Origin of the sequence: Paenalcaligenes hominis, assembly GCF_041359055.1 — a bacterium.
Classification (GTDB): Bacteria; Pseudomonadota; Gammaproteobacteria; order Burkholderiales; family Burkholderiaceae_B; genus Paenalcaligenes; species Paenalcaligenes hominis_A.
Map to the genome: position 1 here is coordinate 700,197 of NZ_JBGJKZ010000001.1, position 17,196 is coordinate 717,392.

13 protein-coding genes and 5 tRNA genes are annotated in these 17,196 nt (G+C 46.7%); 2 read left to right on the top strand and 16 right to left on the bottom strand.

Features of this window, described 5'->3' with window-relative positions:
* Nucleotides 1-2 precede the first annotated feature (2 nt).
* The 6 genes from bioB to ACBP46_RS03305 form a co-directional block, all read right to left on the bottom strand.
* On the bottom strand, nt 3-1,052 hold the full coding sequence (gene bioB / locus ACBP46_RS03280) for a biotin synthase BioB (protein WP_371015295.1): 1,050 nt from the start codon (nt 1,050-1,052) through the stop codon (nt 3-5).
* Nucleotides 1,053-1,341: 289 nt separating this feature from the next.
* Nucleotides 1,342-1,418 (bottom strand) — tRNA-Asp (locus tag ACBP46_RS03285).
* Nucleotides 1,419-1,444: 26 nt separating this feature from the next.
* Nucleotides 1,445-1,520: transfer RNA gene (locus tag ACBP46_RS03290), tRNA-Glu, on the bottom strand.
* Between the two features lie 59 nt (nt 1,521-1,579).
* Nucleotides 1,580-1,656: transfer RNA gene (locus ACBP46_RS03295), tRNA-Asp, on the bottom strand.
* A 26-nt stretch (nt 1,657-1,682) separates the two neighbouring features.
* Nucleotides 1,683-1,758, bottom strand: a tRNA-Glu gene (locus ACBP46_RS03300).
* Between the two features lie 58 nt (nt 1,759-1,816).
* A tRNA-Ala gene (locus ACBP46_RS03305) sits at nt 1,817-1,892 on the bottom strand.
* A gap of 375 nt (nt 1,893-2,267) precedes the next feature.
* Between ACBP46_RS03305 and ACBP46_RS03310 the strand changes: the two genes are divergently transcribed.
* Nucleotides 2,268-4,391, top strand: coding sequence for a putative bifunctional diguanylate cyclase/phosphodiesterase (locus tag ACBP46_RS03310; RefSeq protein WP_371015296.1), 2,124 nt, complete (start codon nt 2,268-2,270; stop codon nt 4,389-4,391).
* Here the strand turns inward: ACBP46_RS03310 and lnt are convergent.
* The 10 genes from lnt to queA form a co-directional block, all read right to left on the bottom strand.
* Complete coding sequence (lnt, locus tag ACBP46_RS03315; protein WP_371015419.1) at nt 4,283-5,905, bottom strand: apolipoprotein N-acyltransferase; 1,623 nt, start codon at nt 5,903-5,905, stop codon at nt 4,283-4,285. The two genes, ACBP46_RS03310 and lnt, sit on opposite strands and share 109 nt — an antisense overlap.
* Nucleotides 5,905-6,789, bottom strand: a complete 885-nt coding sequence (locus tag ACBP46_RS03320; RefSeq protein WP_371015297.1) for an HlyC/CorC family transporter — start codon at nt 6,787-6,789, stop codon at nt 5,905-5,907. Before ACBP46_RS03320 ends, lnt begins: the two co-directional genes overlap by 1 nt.
* Nucleotides 6,790-6,854: 65 nt before the next feature.
* A complete protein-coding gene (gene ybeY / locus ACBP46_RS03325; protein WP_371015298.1) occupies nt 6,855-7,337 on the bottom strand; it encodes an rRNA maturation RNase YbeY in 483 nt (160 codons plus the stop codon).
* Nucleotides 7,338-7,342: 5 nt separating this feature from the next.
* Nucleotides 7,343-8,338 carry a PhoH family protein gene (locus ACBP46_RS03330; RefSeq protein ID WP_371015299.1) on the bottom strand — a complete coding sequence of 332 codons (996 nt, stop codon included), beginning with the start codon at nt 8,336-8,338 and terminating at the stop codon, nt 7,343-7,345.
* Nucleotides 8,338-9,738, bottom strand: coding sequence for a tRNA (N6-isopentenyl adenosine(37)-C2)-methylthiotransferase MiaB (gene miaB, locus ACBP46_RS03335; RefSeq protein ID WP_371015300.1), 1,401 nt, complete (start codon nt 9,736-9,738; stop codon nt 8,338-8,340). The genes ACBP46_RS03330 and miaB overlap by 1 nt, the downstream gene beginning before the upstream one ends.
* A gap of 191 nt (nt 9,739-9,929) precedes the next feature.
* Nucleotides 9,930-10,874, bottom strand: a complete 945-nt coding sequence (gene secF, locus ACBP46_RS03340; RefSeq protein WP_371015301.1) for a protein translocase subunit SecF — start codon at nt 10,872-10,874, stop codon at nt 9,930-9,932.
* Nucleotides 10,875-10,876: 2 nt separating this feature from the next.
* Complete coding sequence (secD, locus tag ACBP46_RS03345; protein ID WP_371015302.1) at nt 10,877-12,754, bottom strand: protein translocase subunit SecD; 1,878 nt, start codon at nt 12,752-12,754, stop codon at nt 10,877-10,879.
* 65 nt (nt 12,755-12,819) lie between these two features.
* A complete protein-coding gene (gene yajC, locus ACBP46_RS03350) occupies nt 12,820-13,161 on the bottom strand; it encodes a preprotein translocase subunit YajC (protein WP_371015303.1) in 342 nt (113 codons plus the stop codon).
* A 65-nt stretch (nt 13,162-13,226) separates the two neighbouring features.
* Entirely contained in the window at nt 13,227-14,363 is a 1,137-nt protein-coding gene (tgt, locus tag ACBP46_RS03355; RefSeq protein WP_371015304.1) for a tRNA guanosine(34) transglycosylase Tgt, read from the bottom strand.
* A complete protein-coding gene (queA, locus tag ACBP46_RS03360) occupies nt 14,360-15,424 on the bottom strand; it encodes a tRNA preQ1(34) S-adenosylmethionine ribosyltransferase-isomerase QueA (protein WP_371015305.1) in 1,065 nt (354 codons plus the stop codon). Before queA ends, tgt begins: the two co-directional genes overlap by 4 nt.
* Before the next feature lie 275 nt (nt 15,425-15,699).
* Between queA and dacB the strand changes: the two genes are divergently transcribed.
* Nucleotides 15,700-17,133 (top strand): D-alanyl-D-alanine carboxypeptidase/D-alanyl-D-alanine endopeptidase, encoded by a 1,434-nt coding sequence (dacB, locus tag ACBP46_RS03365; protein ID WP_371015306.1) that lies wholly within the window; start codon nt 15,700-15,702, stop codon nt 17,131-17,133.
* The last annotated feature ends 63 nt before the right edge of the window (nt 17,134-17,196 follow it).

Below are 17,196 nucleotides of genomic sequence, written 5' to 3' on the forward strand. Positions count from 1 at the left end.
GGTTATAACGCTTCAGCAACAGCGCGGGCTTGGCCGCATCGTTTAACGGTTGCAGCGCTTATTTCATCTTGAGCGGAGCATGTGCTGGGATTCATAGCATGATGACTAGAGTGTAAATTCAGACGTTGGAATAGAGACTGGTCTACAGCAAACTGAGGATTGCCAGTAGTTAAAAGCTGGTCACCATAGAAAATGGAATTAGCGCCAGCCATAAAACACAACGCTTGGCTGGCATCGCTCATGCTGCTGCGCCCAGCTGAAAGCCGCACGGCAGCACGCGGCATTGTAATGCGCGCAATAGCAATGGTGCGTATGAACTCAAATTCGTCAAAGTCGTTGTTATTAGCTAAGGGTGTGCCTTGAACACGTACCAGTTGGTTAATGGGGACTGATTCAGGGTAGGGGTTGCGGTTAGCAAGCTGAGTAATAAGCCGCGCGCGTTGTTCCCTAGACTCTCCTAAACCAACAATACCCCCCACACAGCTTTTTAGGCCCGCTTTTTGTACGCGATTTAATGTATCTATGCGATCTTGGTAGGTACGGGTGCTGATGATTTCTTTATAAAAGTCGGGAGAGGTATCCAAGTTGTGATTGTAATAATCAAGACCAGCGTCTTTGAGGCGTTCTGCTTGGCCGTCTTTAAGCATGCCCAGTGTGACGCAAGTTTCCATACCTAAGCCTTTTACTGCTTGGACTAACTCAATGACTTGATCAACTTGTTTTTCTGTAGGGGAGCGCCAAGCTGCCCCCATACAAAAGCGTTGGGCACCATTGTCTTTGGCTGCTTTTGCAGCAGCAAGAACAGTTTCCACATCTAGTAAACGCTCATTTTCTACATCAGTATTGTATTTGGATGACTGTGGGCAGTAGCTGCAGTCTTCGGGACAGCCACCCGTTTTAATAGAAAGCAAACTAGACAGTTGGATAGCATGCGGGTCATGATGTTGGCGGTGCACTTGTTGAGCTTTCCAAATTAAATCCATAAAAGGCAGTTCATACAAAGCAACCACATCAGCAACCGACCATGAGGAAATAGTAGAGGATTGGCTCACAATAGTACCTTCAAAACATTAAGTGAAATCAGCACAAACTATAGAAAATAGGAAGTATTAAGCCAAATTTATACTCGGCTTTTACGGCTAAAAAAGCCTGATGTAAAATATTTAAAAGGTATTTTGAGCGGATTTGGTGTGTTTTAAACGAAGTTAGCTTTAAAAACGGTTGTATTTAGTTACTGTTTGCTGTGCTTGTGCGCTTCGTGCGGGGGGGATAGGTGGTAGAGGCGTGACTCTAAAGCAGAAAACAAAAAAGCCTTGTGAAAATCACAAGGCTTTTGATATTTGGCGGAGTGGACGGGACTCGAACCCGCGACCCCCGGCGTGACAGGCCGGTATTCTAACCAACTGAACTACCACTCCTAGTAGTTTGTTTGCCATCGAATGGATGGCGTCCCCACGGGGATTCGAACCCCGGTTGCCGCCGTGAAAGGGCGATGTCCTAGGCCTCTAGACGATGGGGACCTAGCGCAATAAGCGGTAAATACGTTTTGTAATTGAGGTACTACAAAACATATGAAATCTGGCGGAGTGGACGGGACTCGAACCCGCGACCCCCGGCGTGACAGGCCGGTATTCTAACCAACTGAACTACCACTCCTAGTAGTTTGTTTGCCATCGAATGGATGGCGTCCCCACGGGGATTCGAACCCCGGTTGCCGCCGTGAAAGGGCGATGTCCTAGGCCTCTAGACGATGGGGACCTAGTTGCGCAAATAAAACTATATTTTAGTTTAACTATGCGTTCAAGCAATAAATCGTTGGTGGAGGTAAACGGGATCGAACCGATGACCTCTTGCATGCCATGCAAGCGCTCTCCCAGCTGAGCTATACCCCCATTTGTTGCTGCCATGCAATTCATGGCTGCTGTAACGAAGAATTAGAATTATGCACTAACTTTTCGATTTGTGCAAGTCTTTTTGCAAATATGTGTAAACTTACTAAAGACTGTTCTGTTTGATGACCTAAAGCGCACTAAACATAAGAGATTGTCTTAAACTTATGATTGCTTTAATGATCATCATACTTATGACAAGCTATAAGTATACCATTAAAATTTTTAAAAGCTAGTTTTATGTGTGAGGTGTTACTATAGGTTACATAGATGGCGATTTATGCCTATAGCTACCACCTATGTCGTTTTTATTATTTAGTTCATTATCTGTGGCCTTACGGTTTGAGCCATAGCGGTTCAGTTCATCACGGAAATTACATGTCAGCACAATCAAAAGAACGCCCCCGATTTATTAATCAGCAACAGCTGTTTTCTAGCCTGGCAAATAATGCTTTGGTGGGAGTAGCGATTATACAAAACAATCGTTTTAGCTTTGTAAACAGACAGTTTGCGCAGCTGGTTGGCTATGAGCGTAGTCAGCTCTTAAAGATGGGGCAAGTTCACAGCGTTTTTGGGGCTTATGACACGGTAGTAGAGCAGTTTACCCAAGGGCAAAAAGAGTTGCTGATCGAAGAGCAGTTTACTCACTTTAGTGGTCGTAAAGTCGATGTGGAAGTCTGTTTTATTCGCACCCATTATGATGAGACCTTAGTACATGTGCTGTTCGTTTTAGATATTAGTCAAAGAAAAGAAAGCGAGCGCTCAGCACAAATTGCAGGCTTAGTTTATGAAAACACAGGCGAAGCAATTGTAGTGACTGATGAAAATGGGTTGGTTGTAGATGTAAACCCTGCTTTTTCTGAAATAACAGGGTACGAGCTGCCTGAAATTGTGGGGCGCTCAATGAACATTTTGTCTTCTGGACGCCACAGTACGTCGTTTTATCGCAAAATGTGGCAGCAACTTCGCACCACAGGTCGTTGGCAAGGCGATCTGTGGAATAGACGTAAAAGTGGTGAGGAATACGCTGAACGTTTAAATATCAGTACGTGTTATAACGACGACGGTTCTGTCTACAGACGCATTGGTTTGTTTTTTGATGTCACCACACACAAAGAAAGAGAAGAAGATATTTGGCGTCAAGCAAATTACGATCACTTAACCGAGCTTCCAAACCGTCAGCTTTTTCAAACGCGGTTACAGCAAGCTATGCAAGATGCTGACGAAAACAATAAAGCGTTTGCACTCATTTTTCTTGACTTGGATTTATTTAAAGACGTAAACGATACATTTGGGCACGATGTTGGCGATCTACTGTTGCGCGAGGCAGCAAAGCGACTCCTATCCTGTGTACGTGACGATTCAGATACCGTTGCCCGTATCGGAGGGGACGAGTTTACGGTAATTGTGACTAACGTAACTGATCAAAAAATAGTAAACCGTATTTGTGAGGACATTCTTAAAGCCATTGCTCAGCCTTACTACTTAGGCGACGGAATGGCTACGGTTTCGGCCAGTATTGGTATAACTATGTACCCCGAAGATGCTAGCGATGCTAGCGAGTTACTTAAAAATGCAGATATGGCCATGTATGGTGCTAAAGACTCGGGGCGCAATCAATATTGTTATTTTATTCCCGCCATGAGCGAGGCCATACAAGCCCGCATGATGTTTTCGGAAAGCTTGCAACGTGCTATAGATGAAAATCAGTTTATTTTGTATTACCAGCCTATTGTGGATATGCGTACCGGACAGGTAGTGAAGTACGAGGCCTTGATCCGTTGGCAGCACCCCGAGTTAGGTCTGGTTCCCCCTTCAGAGTACATTCCTTTTGCCGAGGATTCCGGCCTAATTGTAGGCATAGGCAATTGGGTTTTTAAAGCAGTGCTAGAGCAGGCCAAAATTTGGTATGAAGAAGGGCGTGAGCAATTTATCAGTTTGAATGTTTCGCCCGCTCAGTTTTATGCTGATGGAGTACAGGCCGATGACTGGATTAATTTAATCAAAGAAGTCGGCGTGCCGACGCAGATGATTGTGATTGAAATCACAGAACGCCTGCTCTTAGAAAATAACCCTGTTATTACGCAGATCTTACAACAATTTCGCGAAGCAGGTCTGCGTATAGCTCTGGATGATTTTGGTACAGGCTTTTCCTCACTCACGTACTTAAAACGTTACCCTATAGATATTATTAAGATTGACCAGTCTTTTGTGCGTAATTTGGCTTCCGAGTCCGAAGACCTTGCTCTTTGCGAAGCCATGATTGTTATGGCGAAAAAGCTGGGCCTAGAGGTAATTGCCGAAGGGGTAGAGGGCCCCGAACAGGAAAAACTCTTGTTAGAGGCCGGTTGTGCCTTCGGACAGGGTTATTTATATAGTCGTCCTGTTACGGTTCAAGATTTAGATCGTTGGGTTTTAGAGGGTAAACGAAATGCTATTAAAAGCAATACCAATGATCCAATTATGACGGGGCCGTTTCCGACCAAGACATATATAGTTTGACCCGTCATCCCTTGAATTTCTACATCTAGTACGCCAACAGCATGAGCAGGTAGCATGGCTTGGAGCTCTCCGGTTGGGCTGATGGCAGCGGTCATACCTGTATTTGTTGCTCGTAGCATGGGGCGTGCTGTTTCTATGCTACGTAAACGTGCTATTTGTAGATGCTGGCGCAGTGCCCACGAATCACCAAACCACCCTAGGTTGCTGATATTAACCAATACCGTTGCTCCAGGGCCTAATTCATGATGATCACGCACACTTTGGATGATCTCCTCACCAAACACGTCCTCGTAACAAATATCGGGACCTACGTATTCTGAACCAATTGCAAAATTGGCCTGTCGGGTGCTGCCCCGATTGAAGTCCCCTAAAGGAATGGCCATGGCATCCACAAACCAGCGGAATCCTAACGGTACAAATTCGCCAAAAGGAACCAGATGGTGCTTGTCGTAACGTTGATCCATTTGCAGCTGCTGGATAGCGGTGGGGGTAGATTCTGCGGTGATCGTAAAAGCGCTGTTGGTATAAAGGGGCTGATCACCGTGTTGTGCGTATAAAGGAGCCCCTAATAAAAGGGTGGCTTGTTGTTGAGCAGCTATATCAATCCACTGCTGCCAAAACTGAGCTTGCCATTGATGCTGAAACAATGGAATTACGGTCTCAGGGAGTACGATTAAACTGGGCTGGCTATCGGGGCTTTTAGCAGGCAATGCGGCTAGTTTTTGGTAAAGCGCGACCCCGTCATTCATGTATTGGCGATCAAATTTTTGGCCTTGATCAATGTTTCCCTGAGCCAAGCGCACAAAAAAAGGCTCGCCATGGGGGCTAGACCAAGTAATGCTGTGCAGCACAATGCCTCCAACGGCAAAAGCAAACGCAATTCCTAACGGAAAGTTGTGGCTTTTGGGGGCTGTTTTACTGGTGTTAAGGGCGAATAAAGCCAACGCACTAGCGGTATAAGCCACAACCCAACTAAGACCATAGGCACCTGCTACGGTAGCCCAACCAGCAAACATCCCGTCCACATGGGCGTAAGCAATATTTAACCAAGGGAAACCGGTTAAAAAAGTGCCGCGAACCCATTCAAATAGGGTCCAGGCGCTAGCCCAAACGGCCGCTACAGCACACTGTTCTTTCCAACCGATAGCGTGGCTACGCCGTATAAAAAAACGACTCAATGCAACGGCTAGTACATAATACAAAGCCATTAAAGCGGCAAAAATAAATACCGCTGCGCCGGCGAGTGGAGCTGCTATCCCCCCGTACTCATGCATACTGATAAAAAACCAGTATAAACCTACACTAAATTGAGTTGTGCCAAATAACCAAGCTCCCCATAAGGCAGTGCGAGTGCTAGGGGCCTTGAGCGTATAAAAAATAAACGCAGCAAAGCTAAGTAGTTGCACATAGGGCAACAACACACTGGGCACAGGCCCTGGGGCAAAGCTCAAAGCATGAATGGCCCCCAATAGAATCAGTGGGAGCACATTAAAGGTAGTGGAACGTTGCAACATCACGGTGTGTCGGGTTCGTGTTCAGTAGGCGAAGGTGCAGCGGGAAGATGGCGTTGTACATGCAGCCATAAAGCTCGTTTTGGGTCGGCGCGCAGTACAGTAATATGAATGCCTTGAATGGTTGTGGTGTCGCCACGTTTAGGAATGTGGCCCATTTCTGCTGCTAACCAACCACCGATGGTATCGTAGTCGTCATCAGGTAAGTGCGTATCAAAAGCGTCATTAAAATCGGCGATTTCTGTTAATGCCATAACGCGCCAGCTGTTGTCACCGGCTTGAAAGATGGTTTGAGCTGTGTCCTCATCGTATTCGTCTTCGATGTCGCCTACGACTTGCTCGAGTACGTCCTCCATAGTCACTAAACCTGCTGTGCCACCATGCTCGTCAATCACAATAGCAATATGATTACGACTACTGCGAAACTCGTGCAATAACACATTGAGTTTTTTGGTTTCTGGAATAAATACAGCTGGCCGAACTAAAGGACGTAAATCAATATTGGGGTTTGCTATAGAAAGCAATAAATCTTTGGCTAAAAGAATGCCTACTATGTTATCGCGATCGTCTTCATATACGGGAAAACGAGATCGACCTGTTTCTACGATAAGAGGCAAAAGCTCTGATACCGGCTTTGAAATATCAAGGAGGTCTATTTTTGATCGCGGCACCATGATATCGGACACTGTTTTACTGGTTAGATCCAGTGCGCCCACAATCATGGTGTAGGAGTCGTGGTTGATGACCTGACGTTCTAAGGCCGCTTCAAGAATGACCTTGATGTCTTCACGATCGGTCGGCTCTGCGCGCCGTTGAAAAAAACGGGTGATAGGAGATAAGCGTTTTTTACTACGCGGCTCGGGTTCGGGGTTGGTATTTTCTGACATGCCCTAAAGGACGGAATTGATAATGGTTTAGCATAACTTAAAAGTGCAGCTTTTGTTATGCGAAATTAACTTAAATAAGGGTTAGCTATAGCTAGGCGCTGCAAGATATCGATTTCTAGACCCTCCATTTCCTCGGCTTGCTCATCGTCTAGATGGTCATAGCCAAGAGCATGTAGTACGCCGTGCACACAAAGATGAGCGGCATGATCTAAAAATGCTTTTTTTTGCTCGAGGGCTTCAGCCTCTAAGACAGCAATACAAATAATAATATCACTACTGACTGTACCGGCTTCATCAACGCCATACTCAAACGTAAGCACATTCGTTGCGTAGTCTTTAGCACGGTATTGGTGGTTAAGCGTTTTGGCCTCATCGGCATCACAGAAGCGAAAAGTAAATTGAGCTTGAGTGTAGGGAGCAGGCAAGCCGGCTTCGGCATAGACCGAGGTAGCTTCGTCCAATGCTGTGTTCACCCAGAGCGTAATACGCTCTGAGGTGAGCTCGGGATGAGACGCAATAAACTGAATGTCTAACTCTACTGGAACCATAAAGATTATTGTCCGTGTGACTCGTAAGCATCAACAATTCGACCTACCAAGGGGTGCCGTACCACATCTTTACTGGTAAGTTGACAGAGCGCAATGCCTTTGACCCCTTTTAAAATGGAAACAGCATGCATCAACCCACTGGATTGGCCTTTAGGTAAATCGATTTGAGATGGATCGCCAGTAATGACGGCTTTGCTGCCAAAGCCTGTACGCGTTAAGAACATCTTCATTTGAGAAGGGGTGGTATTTTGGGCCTCGTCTAAAATAATGAACGAGTGATTGAGTGTACGTCCACGCATATAAGCCAACGGCGCGATTTCAATGACTTGTTTCTCAAATAAACGCTGTACTTTCTCGAAGCCCATGAGGTCATACAGAGCATCATAAAGCGGGCGTAGATAAGGGTCGACTTTTTGATTGAGATCGCCGGGTAGAAAGCCCAAACGTTCACCGGCCTCGACGGCAGGCCGGGTCAGTACAATGCGTTCTACGGCCTCGCGCTCCAGTGCATCAATAGCACATGCTACAGCTAAAAATGTTTTACCGGTACCGGCAGGACCTATGCCAAACGTGATGTCATGGTTAAGAATTTGTGCCAAGTAGTCGCGTTGGCGCGGCGTGCGTGGCCTAAGATCGCGTCGGCGAGTACGAAGGTTAAGCTCGCCTTCGTTTAACACAGGCGCAACCGGAATGTACTCCTCACTAAAGTCGCGAATGGGATCAGCGTCCACAGGCTTTTCTTTGGCGCGTAGTTCGACCAATCCCAACTGGATGTCATCCAGACTTAAAGCCTTGTGAACAGAACGATCATGAAACCAGCGAATGGCATCTGCTGCTAATTCGGCTTTGGCACCCTCTAAGATTACATGCTCGCCGCGACGACGTAGTTGTACATCGTAAGCCACGGCGATTTGACGCAGATTTTCGTCAAGCGGCCCACAGAAGTTGGCTAAGTGGGTATTATCCCCTTCGAGGTGTACGGTTTGTTTCTGGTTGGACATTAGGCTCCACTCACAGTGTCGGTGGTAATAATTTCACCGCGTAGCGTGTTGGTTAAGGCTTCAGTAATGCGCACTTTAACTAGTTGGCCAATCAGTCGTGACTGCCCAGGGAAGTTAACAATACGGTTGTTTTCGGTACGTCCCATAATCTCTGTTTCGTCGCGTCTAGACAAGCGCTCGACCAATACGACTTGTTCGGTACCAACCATGCTTTGAGCAATAGCATTGGCTTGTTCGTTAATTAAAGCTTGAAGACGGTGGAGGCGATTGAATTTTTCCTCTTTGGTGACGTCATCCTCTAGGTCAGCAGCAGGTGTACCTGGACGGCGTGAATACACAAAAGAGAAAGAGGTATCAAAACCTACGTCTTGAATTAACTGCATGGTTTTTTCAAAGTCGGCTTCGGTCTCGCCTGGAAAGCCCACAATGAAATCAGAGGAAAGGGTTAGACCTGGACGCGCGGCACGTAAGCGGCGTGCAATAGACTTGAATTCCAATGAGGTATAGCCACGTTTCATGGCGCTCAACACACGATCACTACCGGCTTGTACAGGCAGATGCAAGAACGGTACAAGTTTGGGAAGTTTGCCGTGGGCCTCGATGAGGCGAGAGGTCATTTCTTTAGGGTGAGAGGTGGTGTAGCGTATGCGCTCAATACCGGGTATTTCATGTACGTATTCGAGCAACATAGCAAAGTCAGCAATTTCGTTGCTGTCAGGCATGGAGCCGCGATAAGCGTTTACGTTTTGTCCTAAAAGCGTGACTTCTTTTACGCCTTGGTCGGCTAAGTCGGCGACCTCAACTAATACATCCTCGAAGGGGCGTGATATTTCCGCGCCGCGAGTGTAAGGCACCACACAAAAGCTACAGTATTTACTACAGCCTTCCATAATAGAAACAAAAGCAGTAGGGCCGTCAATACGCGCAGGAGGCAGATTGTCGAATTTTTCAATCTCAGGAAAGCTAATATCGACTTGAGCTCGTCCTTTTTTCTTGCGTTCTACGATAAGCTCAGGCAAACGATGTAAAGTTTGCGGGCCAAACACCACATCTACGTAGGGAGCACGTTCGATAATGGTTTTACCTTCCTGACTGGCGACGCAACCGCCCACCCCAATAATAAGCTCTGGGTTTTGTTGTTTAAGGTGACGCACTCGACCCAAATCAGAAAACACTTTTTCTTGCGCTTTTTCACGTACCGAACAGGTATTAAAGAGAATAATGTCTGCTTCGTCCGGATTGGTGGTCATTTCCACAGGACCGTACTTGTTCAGTACATCTGCCATTTTCTCGGAGTCGTATTCGTTCATTTGACAGCCAAATGTGCGAATAAACAATTTGCGAGTGGTGTTTGGGCTAGCAGGCGTAGCCGTGTCAGAAGAGAGGATATCTTTTTGCATAGTATTAAGCCGTAGCGGGTGTAGACCCCGTGGGCAAAGTGAAAGTTAAACCAAGCATTATAACGATCCCTGCTAATGAAAAGCAGTTAATTCCTATGGGTGCGGTATAAAAAGCACAAAAAGCTGCTTGAAACCAAGCAGCTTTTTGCTTAACGCTAACCAAAGTGTAGTTTAAAGAAAATGAATTGTCTTTAATCTAAGACTTCAGCGGTCGGCTCTTCATCTTTATTAATTTGCTTTGGAATCAAGTCTTCGCGTTTTAAACCTAGGGCAAGGGAAATACCTGAAGCCACAAAAACAGACGAGTAAATACCAAACCAAATCCCGATCGTTAACGCTAGGGAAAAGTAATGCAGAGTGGGGCCGCCAAAAAAGAACATAGACAACACCATCAGTTGCGTCGAGCCATGGGTAATGATGGTACGAGAAATGTTCTGGGTAATGGAGAGGTTAATAATTTCAGGCACAGGCATGCGCCGCTGTTTACGGAAGTTTTCCCGAATACGGTCCATTACCACTACGGACTCGTTCACAGAGTACCCAAGTACGGCTAGTACACCTGCTAAGACCGGTAATGAAAATTCCCACTGAAATAAAGCGAAAAACCCCAAAATAATGACTACGTCATGTAAGTTGGCAATTGCACACGCAATGGCAAGCTTCCACTCAAAGCGAAAAGCCAAATACACCATAATGCCAACCACCACAAAGAGCAGAGCTAGCAAACCGTTGTGTACGAGTTCTTGGCCTACCTGAGGGCCTACAAACTCGACGCGGCGTAGCTCTACATCACTATGTTGGGCCTGGAGCGCAGCTAGAACAGACTCGCTTTGCGCACTGGTGTCATTCGTGTCTGTTGCTGGTAAGCGAATGAGTACGTCTTGTGACGTACCAAAACTTTGTACTTGGAAATCGTTGTAGCCAATTTCAGATAGAGCATGGCGAATTTCCTCGACCTGTGCTGTTTGCTCGTAATGCACTTCCATGACCGTCCCACCAGTGAACTCGATGGAGAGGTTAAAGCCGCGCATAACAATAAAAAACACAGCAGCAATAAAGGCAGCAAAACTAATTAAATTCAACACCTTCACATGCCGCATGAAGGGGATAACACGAGAAATACGAAACAGTTCCATAATTAGTCAGCCTTGTTTGAATCAGTGGGTTTCCAGACCTGACCAATCGCAATGGTTTTAAGACGGCGACGGCCACCGTACCAAAGGTTTACCAAGGCACGTACACCAACCACAGAGGAGAACATAGAGGTCAAAATACCGATAGTATGTACGACGGCAAAGCCTCTTACGGGACCTGAACCAAAGGATAACAAGACCACACCTACAATTAAGCTAGTTAGGTTCGAGTCAAAAATAGTGGCCCAGGCGCGATCAAAACCGGCATGAATAGCCTGCTGAGGGCTAAGACCATTTCGGAGTTCTTCGCGAATACGTTCATTAATGAGTACGTTTGCATCAATAGCCATACCCAGTGTTAACGCTAACGCAGCAATACCAGGCAAGGTCATAGTGGCTTGGAGCATAGACAGCACCGCCAGCAACAACAAAATATTAAACGTAAGACCAAGGGTGGAGAAAATACCAAAGAGATGGTAGTAAACAATAATGAAAATAGCTAAGGCGATAAAACCGTATAAGGTAGAGTTAAAGCCTTGTTTAATATTTTCTGCGCCTAGGCTTGGGCCAATGGTGCGCTCTTCAATAATAGTCATGGGAGCAGCTAAAGAGCCCGCTCGCAAGAGTAACGCCACGTCAGCGGCTTCTTGTACACCCATACTGCCTGAAATTTGTACCTGCCCACCTGGGATTTCTGAGCGAATTACCGGCGCAGTCACCACCTCACCTTGGCCTTTTTCAAAGAGAACAATGGCCATGCGTTTATTGATGTTGTTGCGGGTAACATCGCGGAAAATGCGAGCCCCTTTGCTATCTAAGGTGAGGTTAACCGTAGGCTGCTGTGTTTGGGAGTCGCGACCTGGTTGAGCGTCTTGGAGGTTTTCACCGGTTAAAATTACTTGACGACGCAACAGCAGCTCTTGACCATCGCGGTCTTTATAGCGCTCTAGACCGAATGGAACCGTACCTGCAGCCAAGGCAGCCATAGCCGTAGGCGAGTCATCAACCATACGAATTTCTAAGGTGGCAGTACGACCTAGAATCTCTTTGGCTTTGGCTACGTCTTGTACGCCTGGCAGTTGCACCACAATGCGGTCGGCACCTTGTTGCTGAATAATGGGTTCGGCAACACCTAGCTCGTTAATACGATTGTGTAAGGTCGTGATGTTTTGGCGTAGCGCATTCGTTTGGGTTTGTTGAATTGAAAGCTCAGAAAGCACTGCTTGAAGTTCGGTATCGGAGCCAGTGGGGTTGAACTGCAAATCAGCAATTTGACGACGCAAACGCGTCTGTGCTTCGTCACGAGCTGTAGCCGAGGCAAAATTCATCACAATCGACTGGCCTTGACGCTCGATGCTTTGGGCACGGATGTCGGCTTCGCGTAAAACAGTACGTACTTCAGAAGCTAAGGAGTCGTAACGACTGGTTAAGGCTCCTTGCATGTCTACTTCGAGCAAGAAATGAACACCACCGCGCAAGTCCAAACCTAAATGCATGGGTTTAGCACCAATTGAAGTTAACCAGTGCGGGGTCGATGACATAAGATTAAGCGCTACCGTGTAGTCGGGATCATCGGGATTACGGATGAGTTCTTTTTCTAACAGGTCTTTGGCTTTGAGCTGGGTGTCGGTTGAGTTGAAACGAATACGTACCGTGCCGGCAGGTCCATTTTGTTCGAAATAAGCCCCATCCATATCAATTTGATGGCGACGTAAAATATCCTCCACTTGATTAAGTGTGGATAAATCGACTTTTACAACGGATTTAGCGCTGGCAACTTGTACAGCAGGGGACTCACCGAAAAGATTGGGAATGGTGTAGAGCACGCCAATGACGAGCGCCACCAATACGGTGAGGTATTTCCAAAGGGGGTAACGGTTCATAGTTTTAGCGGCAACGGCACATAGTCCCTAGTTGTACACAACCCCTAGGGACCTGAACGTACCAATTACAGTGATTTGAGGGTGCCTTTAGGCAATACGGAGCTAACGGCTTGGCGTTGCACAATGATTTCAACGGGTTTGTCAGCAATATCTGCCACAGTGATGGTAATGAAGTTGTCGTTTAGTTTGGTCACTGTACCGGCAATACCACCACCTGTGATTACCTCGTCACCTTTACTTAGGTTTGCTACCAAGTTGCGATGTTCTTTTTGACGTTTCATCTGAGGACGAATCATCAAGAAGTACAAAATCACGAACATTAAGATAATTGGCAACATGCTGGCTAAGGCGCTGGGTGCATCAGCAGCTTGTGCTGGAATCAAGGTAAGAACTTGAGTTAAGGACATGAGTTTGCTCCACTAAAGGGAAAAAAGTTGTTCAGGAAGTTGTAATAAATGGGCTATTGTAATGCTTATTCAATACCGCGGGCACGATCTGCGGCAAATTGCTTACGCCAAGCCTCAAAGCGACCCATCTCAATGGCATCGCGCATTTCTTGCATAATCTGTAAATAAAAATGTAGGTTGTGCAAGGTATTTAATCGAGCCCCTGTGATTTCATTAGCGCGTTGCAAGTGATGTAAATAGGAGCGACTAAAGTGTTGACAGGTATGGCAGCTACAGCTGGGGTCTAAAGGTTTAGTGTCGTCTTTATAACGTGCATTGCGGATTTTGACATCCCCAAATCGGGTAAATAGCCAACCATTACGTGCATTGCGAGTAGGCATAACACAATCAAACATATCAATGCCATTTGCCACGCCGTCGACCAAATCTTCGGGTGTGCCCACGCCCATTAAGTAGCGTGGCGCGTGCTCAGGTAAGGAAGGGGTGGTGTGCTCGAGTATGCGTAGCATGTCCTCTTTGGGTTCACCGACTGACAACCCCCCGATAGCGTAACCCTCAAAGCCTATGTCTGTTAATCCCGCCAATGACTCGTCGCGCAAATCTTCATACATACCGCCTTGCACAATACCAAAAAGTGCATTGGGGTTTTCTGTGTCTTTGAATGCTTGTCTAGAGCGTTTAGCCCAGCGTAATGACATGCGCATGGATTGAGCGGCCTCGTCATGGGTGGCTGGACGGCCATCAATTAAGTAAGGGGTGCACTCATCAAACACCATGGCAATGTCGGAATTTAAACTACGTTGAATGCGCATGGATTCTTCAGGGGTTAAAAACAGCTTGTCGCCGTTAATGGGAGAAGCAAAGGTTACGCCCTCTTCAGTGATTTTGCGCATTCCTTTAAGGCTAAAAACTTGAAACCCTCCTGAGTCAGTCAGGATGGGTTTATCCCAGCCCATAAACGCGTGCAAGCCACCATGTGTTTCCATGGTGTGCGTACCGGGACGGAGCCATAAATGAAACGTATTACCCAACACAATTTGAGCACCGATGTCTTTGAGCTCGTGGGGCAGCATGGATTTCACACTACCATAGGTGCCTACCGGCATGAAAATAGGGGTTTGCACCTTACCGTGATTCAGGGTAATTGTGCCACGACGGGCTTTGCCATCGGTTTTAACTAATTGAAAATTAAGTCCACTCATGAATTAGATTTTTCTATAAACATGGCATCGCCATAACTAAAAAAGCGATATTGCATTTGCACGGCATGATGATACGCAGCACGGATAGGCTCAATACCTGCCAGAGCAGACACTAACATTAATAAGGTGGATTGGGGAAGATGAAAGTTAGTGATTAGTGCATCAATGCAATGAAATTGATAACCAGGCGTAATAAAAATACGGGTATCGCCTTGGATATCACCGTTGCTTAGCTGAATACCCTGAGTTTTTTCAGGCTGGGCTGCTGACTCGAGGGCTCTGACACTAGTGGTACCCACCGCAATTACGCGCTTGCCCGCTGCACGTGTTTGGGCGATGGCTTCGAGGGTAGCAGCAGGTACAGTATAGCGCTCAGCATGCATTTGGTGATCGGCAATTTGTTCAACGCGTACCGGCTGAAATGTGCCTGCACCTACATGTAACGTAACAAAAGCAATACGGACGCCTTGATCTTGGAGTTGTTGCAATAAGGCTTGATCAAAATGTAAGCCGGCTGTTGGCGCGGCAACGGCACCCGGATGTTGAGCATATACCGTTTGATAACGGTCCTCATCAGTTTGTGCTGCATCGTGTGTGATATAGGGGGGCAGGGGCAATGCACCAAAACGCTCTAAAGCTTCTAGGGCGGGCTGGTTAAATTCGACTTCGAATAGGGCGTCATCGCGTCCTGTTACTGTCAAGACTAAGTCACCCTCGGAGAAAAACAAGCGAGTGCCCGGTTTGGGCGCTTTGCTGGCACGAATATGTGCAAGAGCAGATTGCTCGTTTAGAATGCGCTCGACTAAAACCTCGACCTTGCCCCCTGACTCTTTTTGTCCCTGTAGGCGCGCTTTAATGACTTGTGTATTGTTAAAAACAAGTAAATCACCCGCGTGGAGAAATTGCGGTAGATCGGTAAAACGGTGATCGTGATGCTGCCCTGTGGCATCTAAATAAAGCAAGCGGCTGCCCGTACGTGTTTGGGCAGGGTGTTGAGCGATAAGCTCATCAGGTAAATGATAGTCAAAGAGAGAGAGCGAAAGCGAGGCTGAGTCAGACATAAATAATAAATAATAGCTGTAAAAAAGCGCAGAGTCGTATTTTAAGCAACTCTGAGCATTTGCACACTAGGTTTTACTTTGTGTGAATTTGGGCTTTTTAAAAGATAGCGTAGCGGTAAGTACTGTGGCTGTATAAACCCAGGAAGCCTTTACCTAGAGCAGATACATTTAGTTTACGGGCAAAGCCGTGTCACAAGCTGAGTATTGCTGTGTAGAATGAGATTTTGCATAACGCAACCTTGTGATTATTAACTGTATTTAATGGGGAATCTAGTATGCGCTTTGTCGCTTTAGCGATTCGACGACGAGCAGTGATGTTCGTGGGGTTAGGGGTAATAAGTGCTCAGCTTTGGGCTCAGCAATTACCGGCCGAGTTACAGCAGGTATGGAAAAATACACGTCTGCCTGATGCTGCTTTGTCTTTGGTGGTAAAAGAGGTCGATGGGCCTATGTTGGTGCAATATAACTCGACCGTGCCTCGCAATCCAGCTTCAGTCATGAAAATGGTAACTACCTGGGCGGGTTTGTCCGCTTTAGGGCCCGAGCATGTTTGGCGCACCACGGTCTACACTCAGCCTAACGCACGTATTGATGAACAGGGCACCTTACAGGGGCCGCTTTATATTAAAGCATCCGGCAACCCCATGTTTTCTGTACCAGATCTTTGGGATTTATTACGCGATGTGCGTATGCGTGGCATTAAAAACCTCAGCCAAGTGATTATTGACCGCCAAGTATTTGGTCAGGTAACTACAGATACCTATGCGTTTGACGGAGCCGGAGACCGGCCTTATAACGCAAGCCCTGATGCCATGATGGTCGGTTTTGGTGCTTCGCGCCTAGTTTTCCAGCCTGATGCGAAAAATAAAAAATGGGTTGGTTTTATTGACCCACCAATTCCTGGGGTGCGTTTGGAAAATCAAATGCAATGGAGCGACCAGCGTTGTCCCGGTTCTCCCGTAGTGGGAACCCGAATTCAGTCCAGCCCTAGCGGGGTTACTGTCCAAGCTTCAGGAACGGCTGCTGGCTCATGTGGCGAATTCAGTGTGTATCGTCTCACTATGGGTCAAACGGCTTTTTTTGATGGTGTGTTTAAAATGATTTGGAAAGAGCTAGGGGGCACATTGGCGCACGATATTAGCGCCGGCACGGTTCCTCGCAATGCAGACGCTTTAGTTTGGCATGATTCCCGTAGCCTGGCCGATCAAATACGTGTTATTAACAAACAAAGCAATAACGTTATGGCAACGTTATTGTTATTAAGTGTAGGCAACAAAATGCATGGCAATGGGGCTACTGTAGCTTCAGCGGAAAATGCAGTGATTCAAACACTACGTACACAGGGTATTAATACAGCTGGTTGGCGTGTTTCAAATGGTTCTGGCTTGGCACGCGAAGCCCGTGTGACAGCAAATGGAATGGCACAAATGCTAGATGTGATTTGGAAATCCAATTACATGCCAGAGTTTATTTCGTCTTTAGCTATTTCAGGGGTCGATGGAACGGTGCGTAGACGTTTGCGCGATGATGAGGTTCAGGGCCGAGCGCACTTAAAAACAGGCACTCTACGTGATGCTCGGGCGTTAGCTGGTTATGTGCTGGGCAGCAGCGGCAAGCGTTATATTATGGTGAGTATGGTCAATGGCGAAGGCACAGCAGCAGTACGCCCTTTTGATGATGCTTTAGTAAGGTGGTTGGCCGAGCAGTAAATTCAGCACAAATAGCTTAAAATAGCTTTGTACTCGCCCGTTTAAATGGGCTCCAGAGATCTT

What these genes read in the sequence shown, in the direction of transcription:
- ACBP46_RS03310 (WP_371015296.1), top strand. Translation starts at nt 2,268, where the DNA reads ATGTCAGCACAATCAAAAGAACGCCCCCGATTTATTAATCAGCAACAG.
- lnt (WP_371015419.1), bottom strand. Translation starts at nt 5,905, where the DNA reads ATGTTGCAACGTTCCACTACCTTTAATGTGCTCCCACTGATTCTATTG.
- ACBP46_RS03320 (WP_371015297.1), bottom strand. Translation starts at nt 6,789, where the DNA reads ATGTCAGAAAATACCAACCCCGAACCCGAGCCGCGTAGTAAAAAACGC.
- ybeY (WP_371015298.1), bottom strand. Translation starts at nt 7,337, where the DNA reads ATGGTTCCAGTAGAGTTAGACATTCAGTTTATTGCGTCTCATCCCGAG.
- ACBP46_RS03330 (WP_371015299.1), bottom strand. Translation starts at nt 8,338, where the DNA reads ATGTCCAACCAGAAACAAACCGTACACCTCGAAGGGGATAATACCCAC.
- miaB (WP_371015300.1), bottom strand. Translation starts at nt 9,738, where the DNA reads ATGCAAAAAGATATCCTCTCTTCTGACACGGCTACGCCTGCTAGCCCA.
- secF (WP_371015301.1), bottom strand. Translation starts at nt 10,874, where the DNA reads ATGGAACTGTTTCGTATTTCTCGTGTTATCCCCTTCATGCGGCATGTG.
- secD (WP_371015302.1), bottom strand. Translation starts at nt 12,754, where the DNA reads ATGAACCGTTACCCCCTTTGGAAATACCTCACCGTATTGGTGGCGCTC.
- yajC (WP_371015303.1), bottom strand. Translation starts at nt 13,161, where the DNA reads ATGTCCTTAACTCAAGTTCTTACCTTGATTCCAGCACAAGCTGCTGAT.
- tgt (WP_371015304.1), bottom strand. Translation starts at nt 14,363, where the DNA reads ATGAGTGGACTTAATTTTCAATTAGTTAAAACCGATGGCAAAGCCCGT.
- queA (WP_371015305.1), bottom strand. Translation starts at nt 15,424, where the DNA reads ATGTCTGACTCAGCCTCGCTTTCGCTCTCTCTCTTTGACTATCATTTA.
- dacB (WP_371015306.1), top strand. Translation starts at nt 15,700, where the DNA reads ATGCGCTTTGTCGCTTTAGCGATTCGACGACGAGCAGTGATGTTCGTG.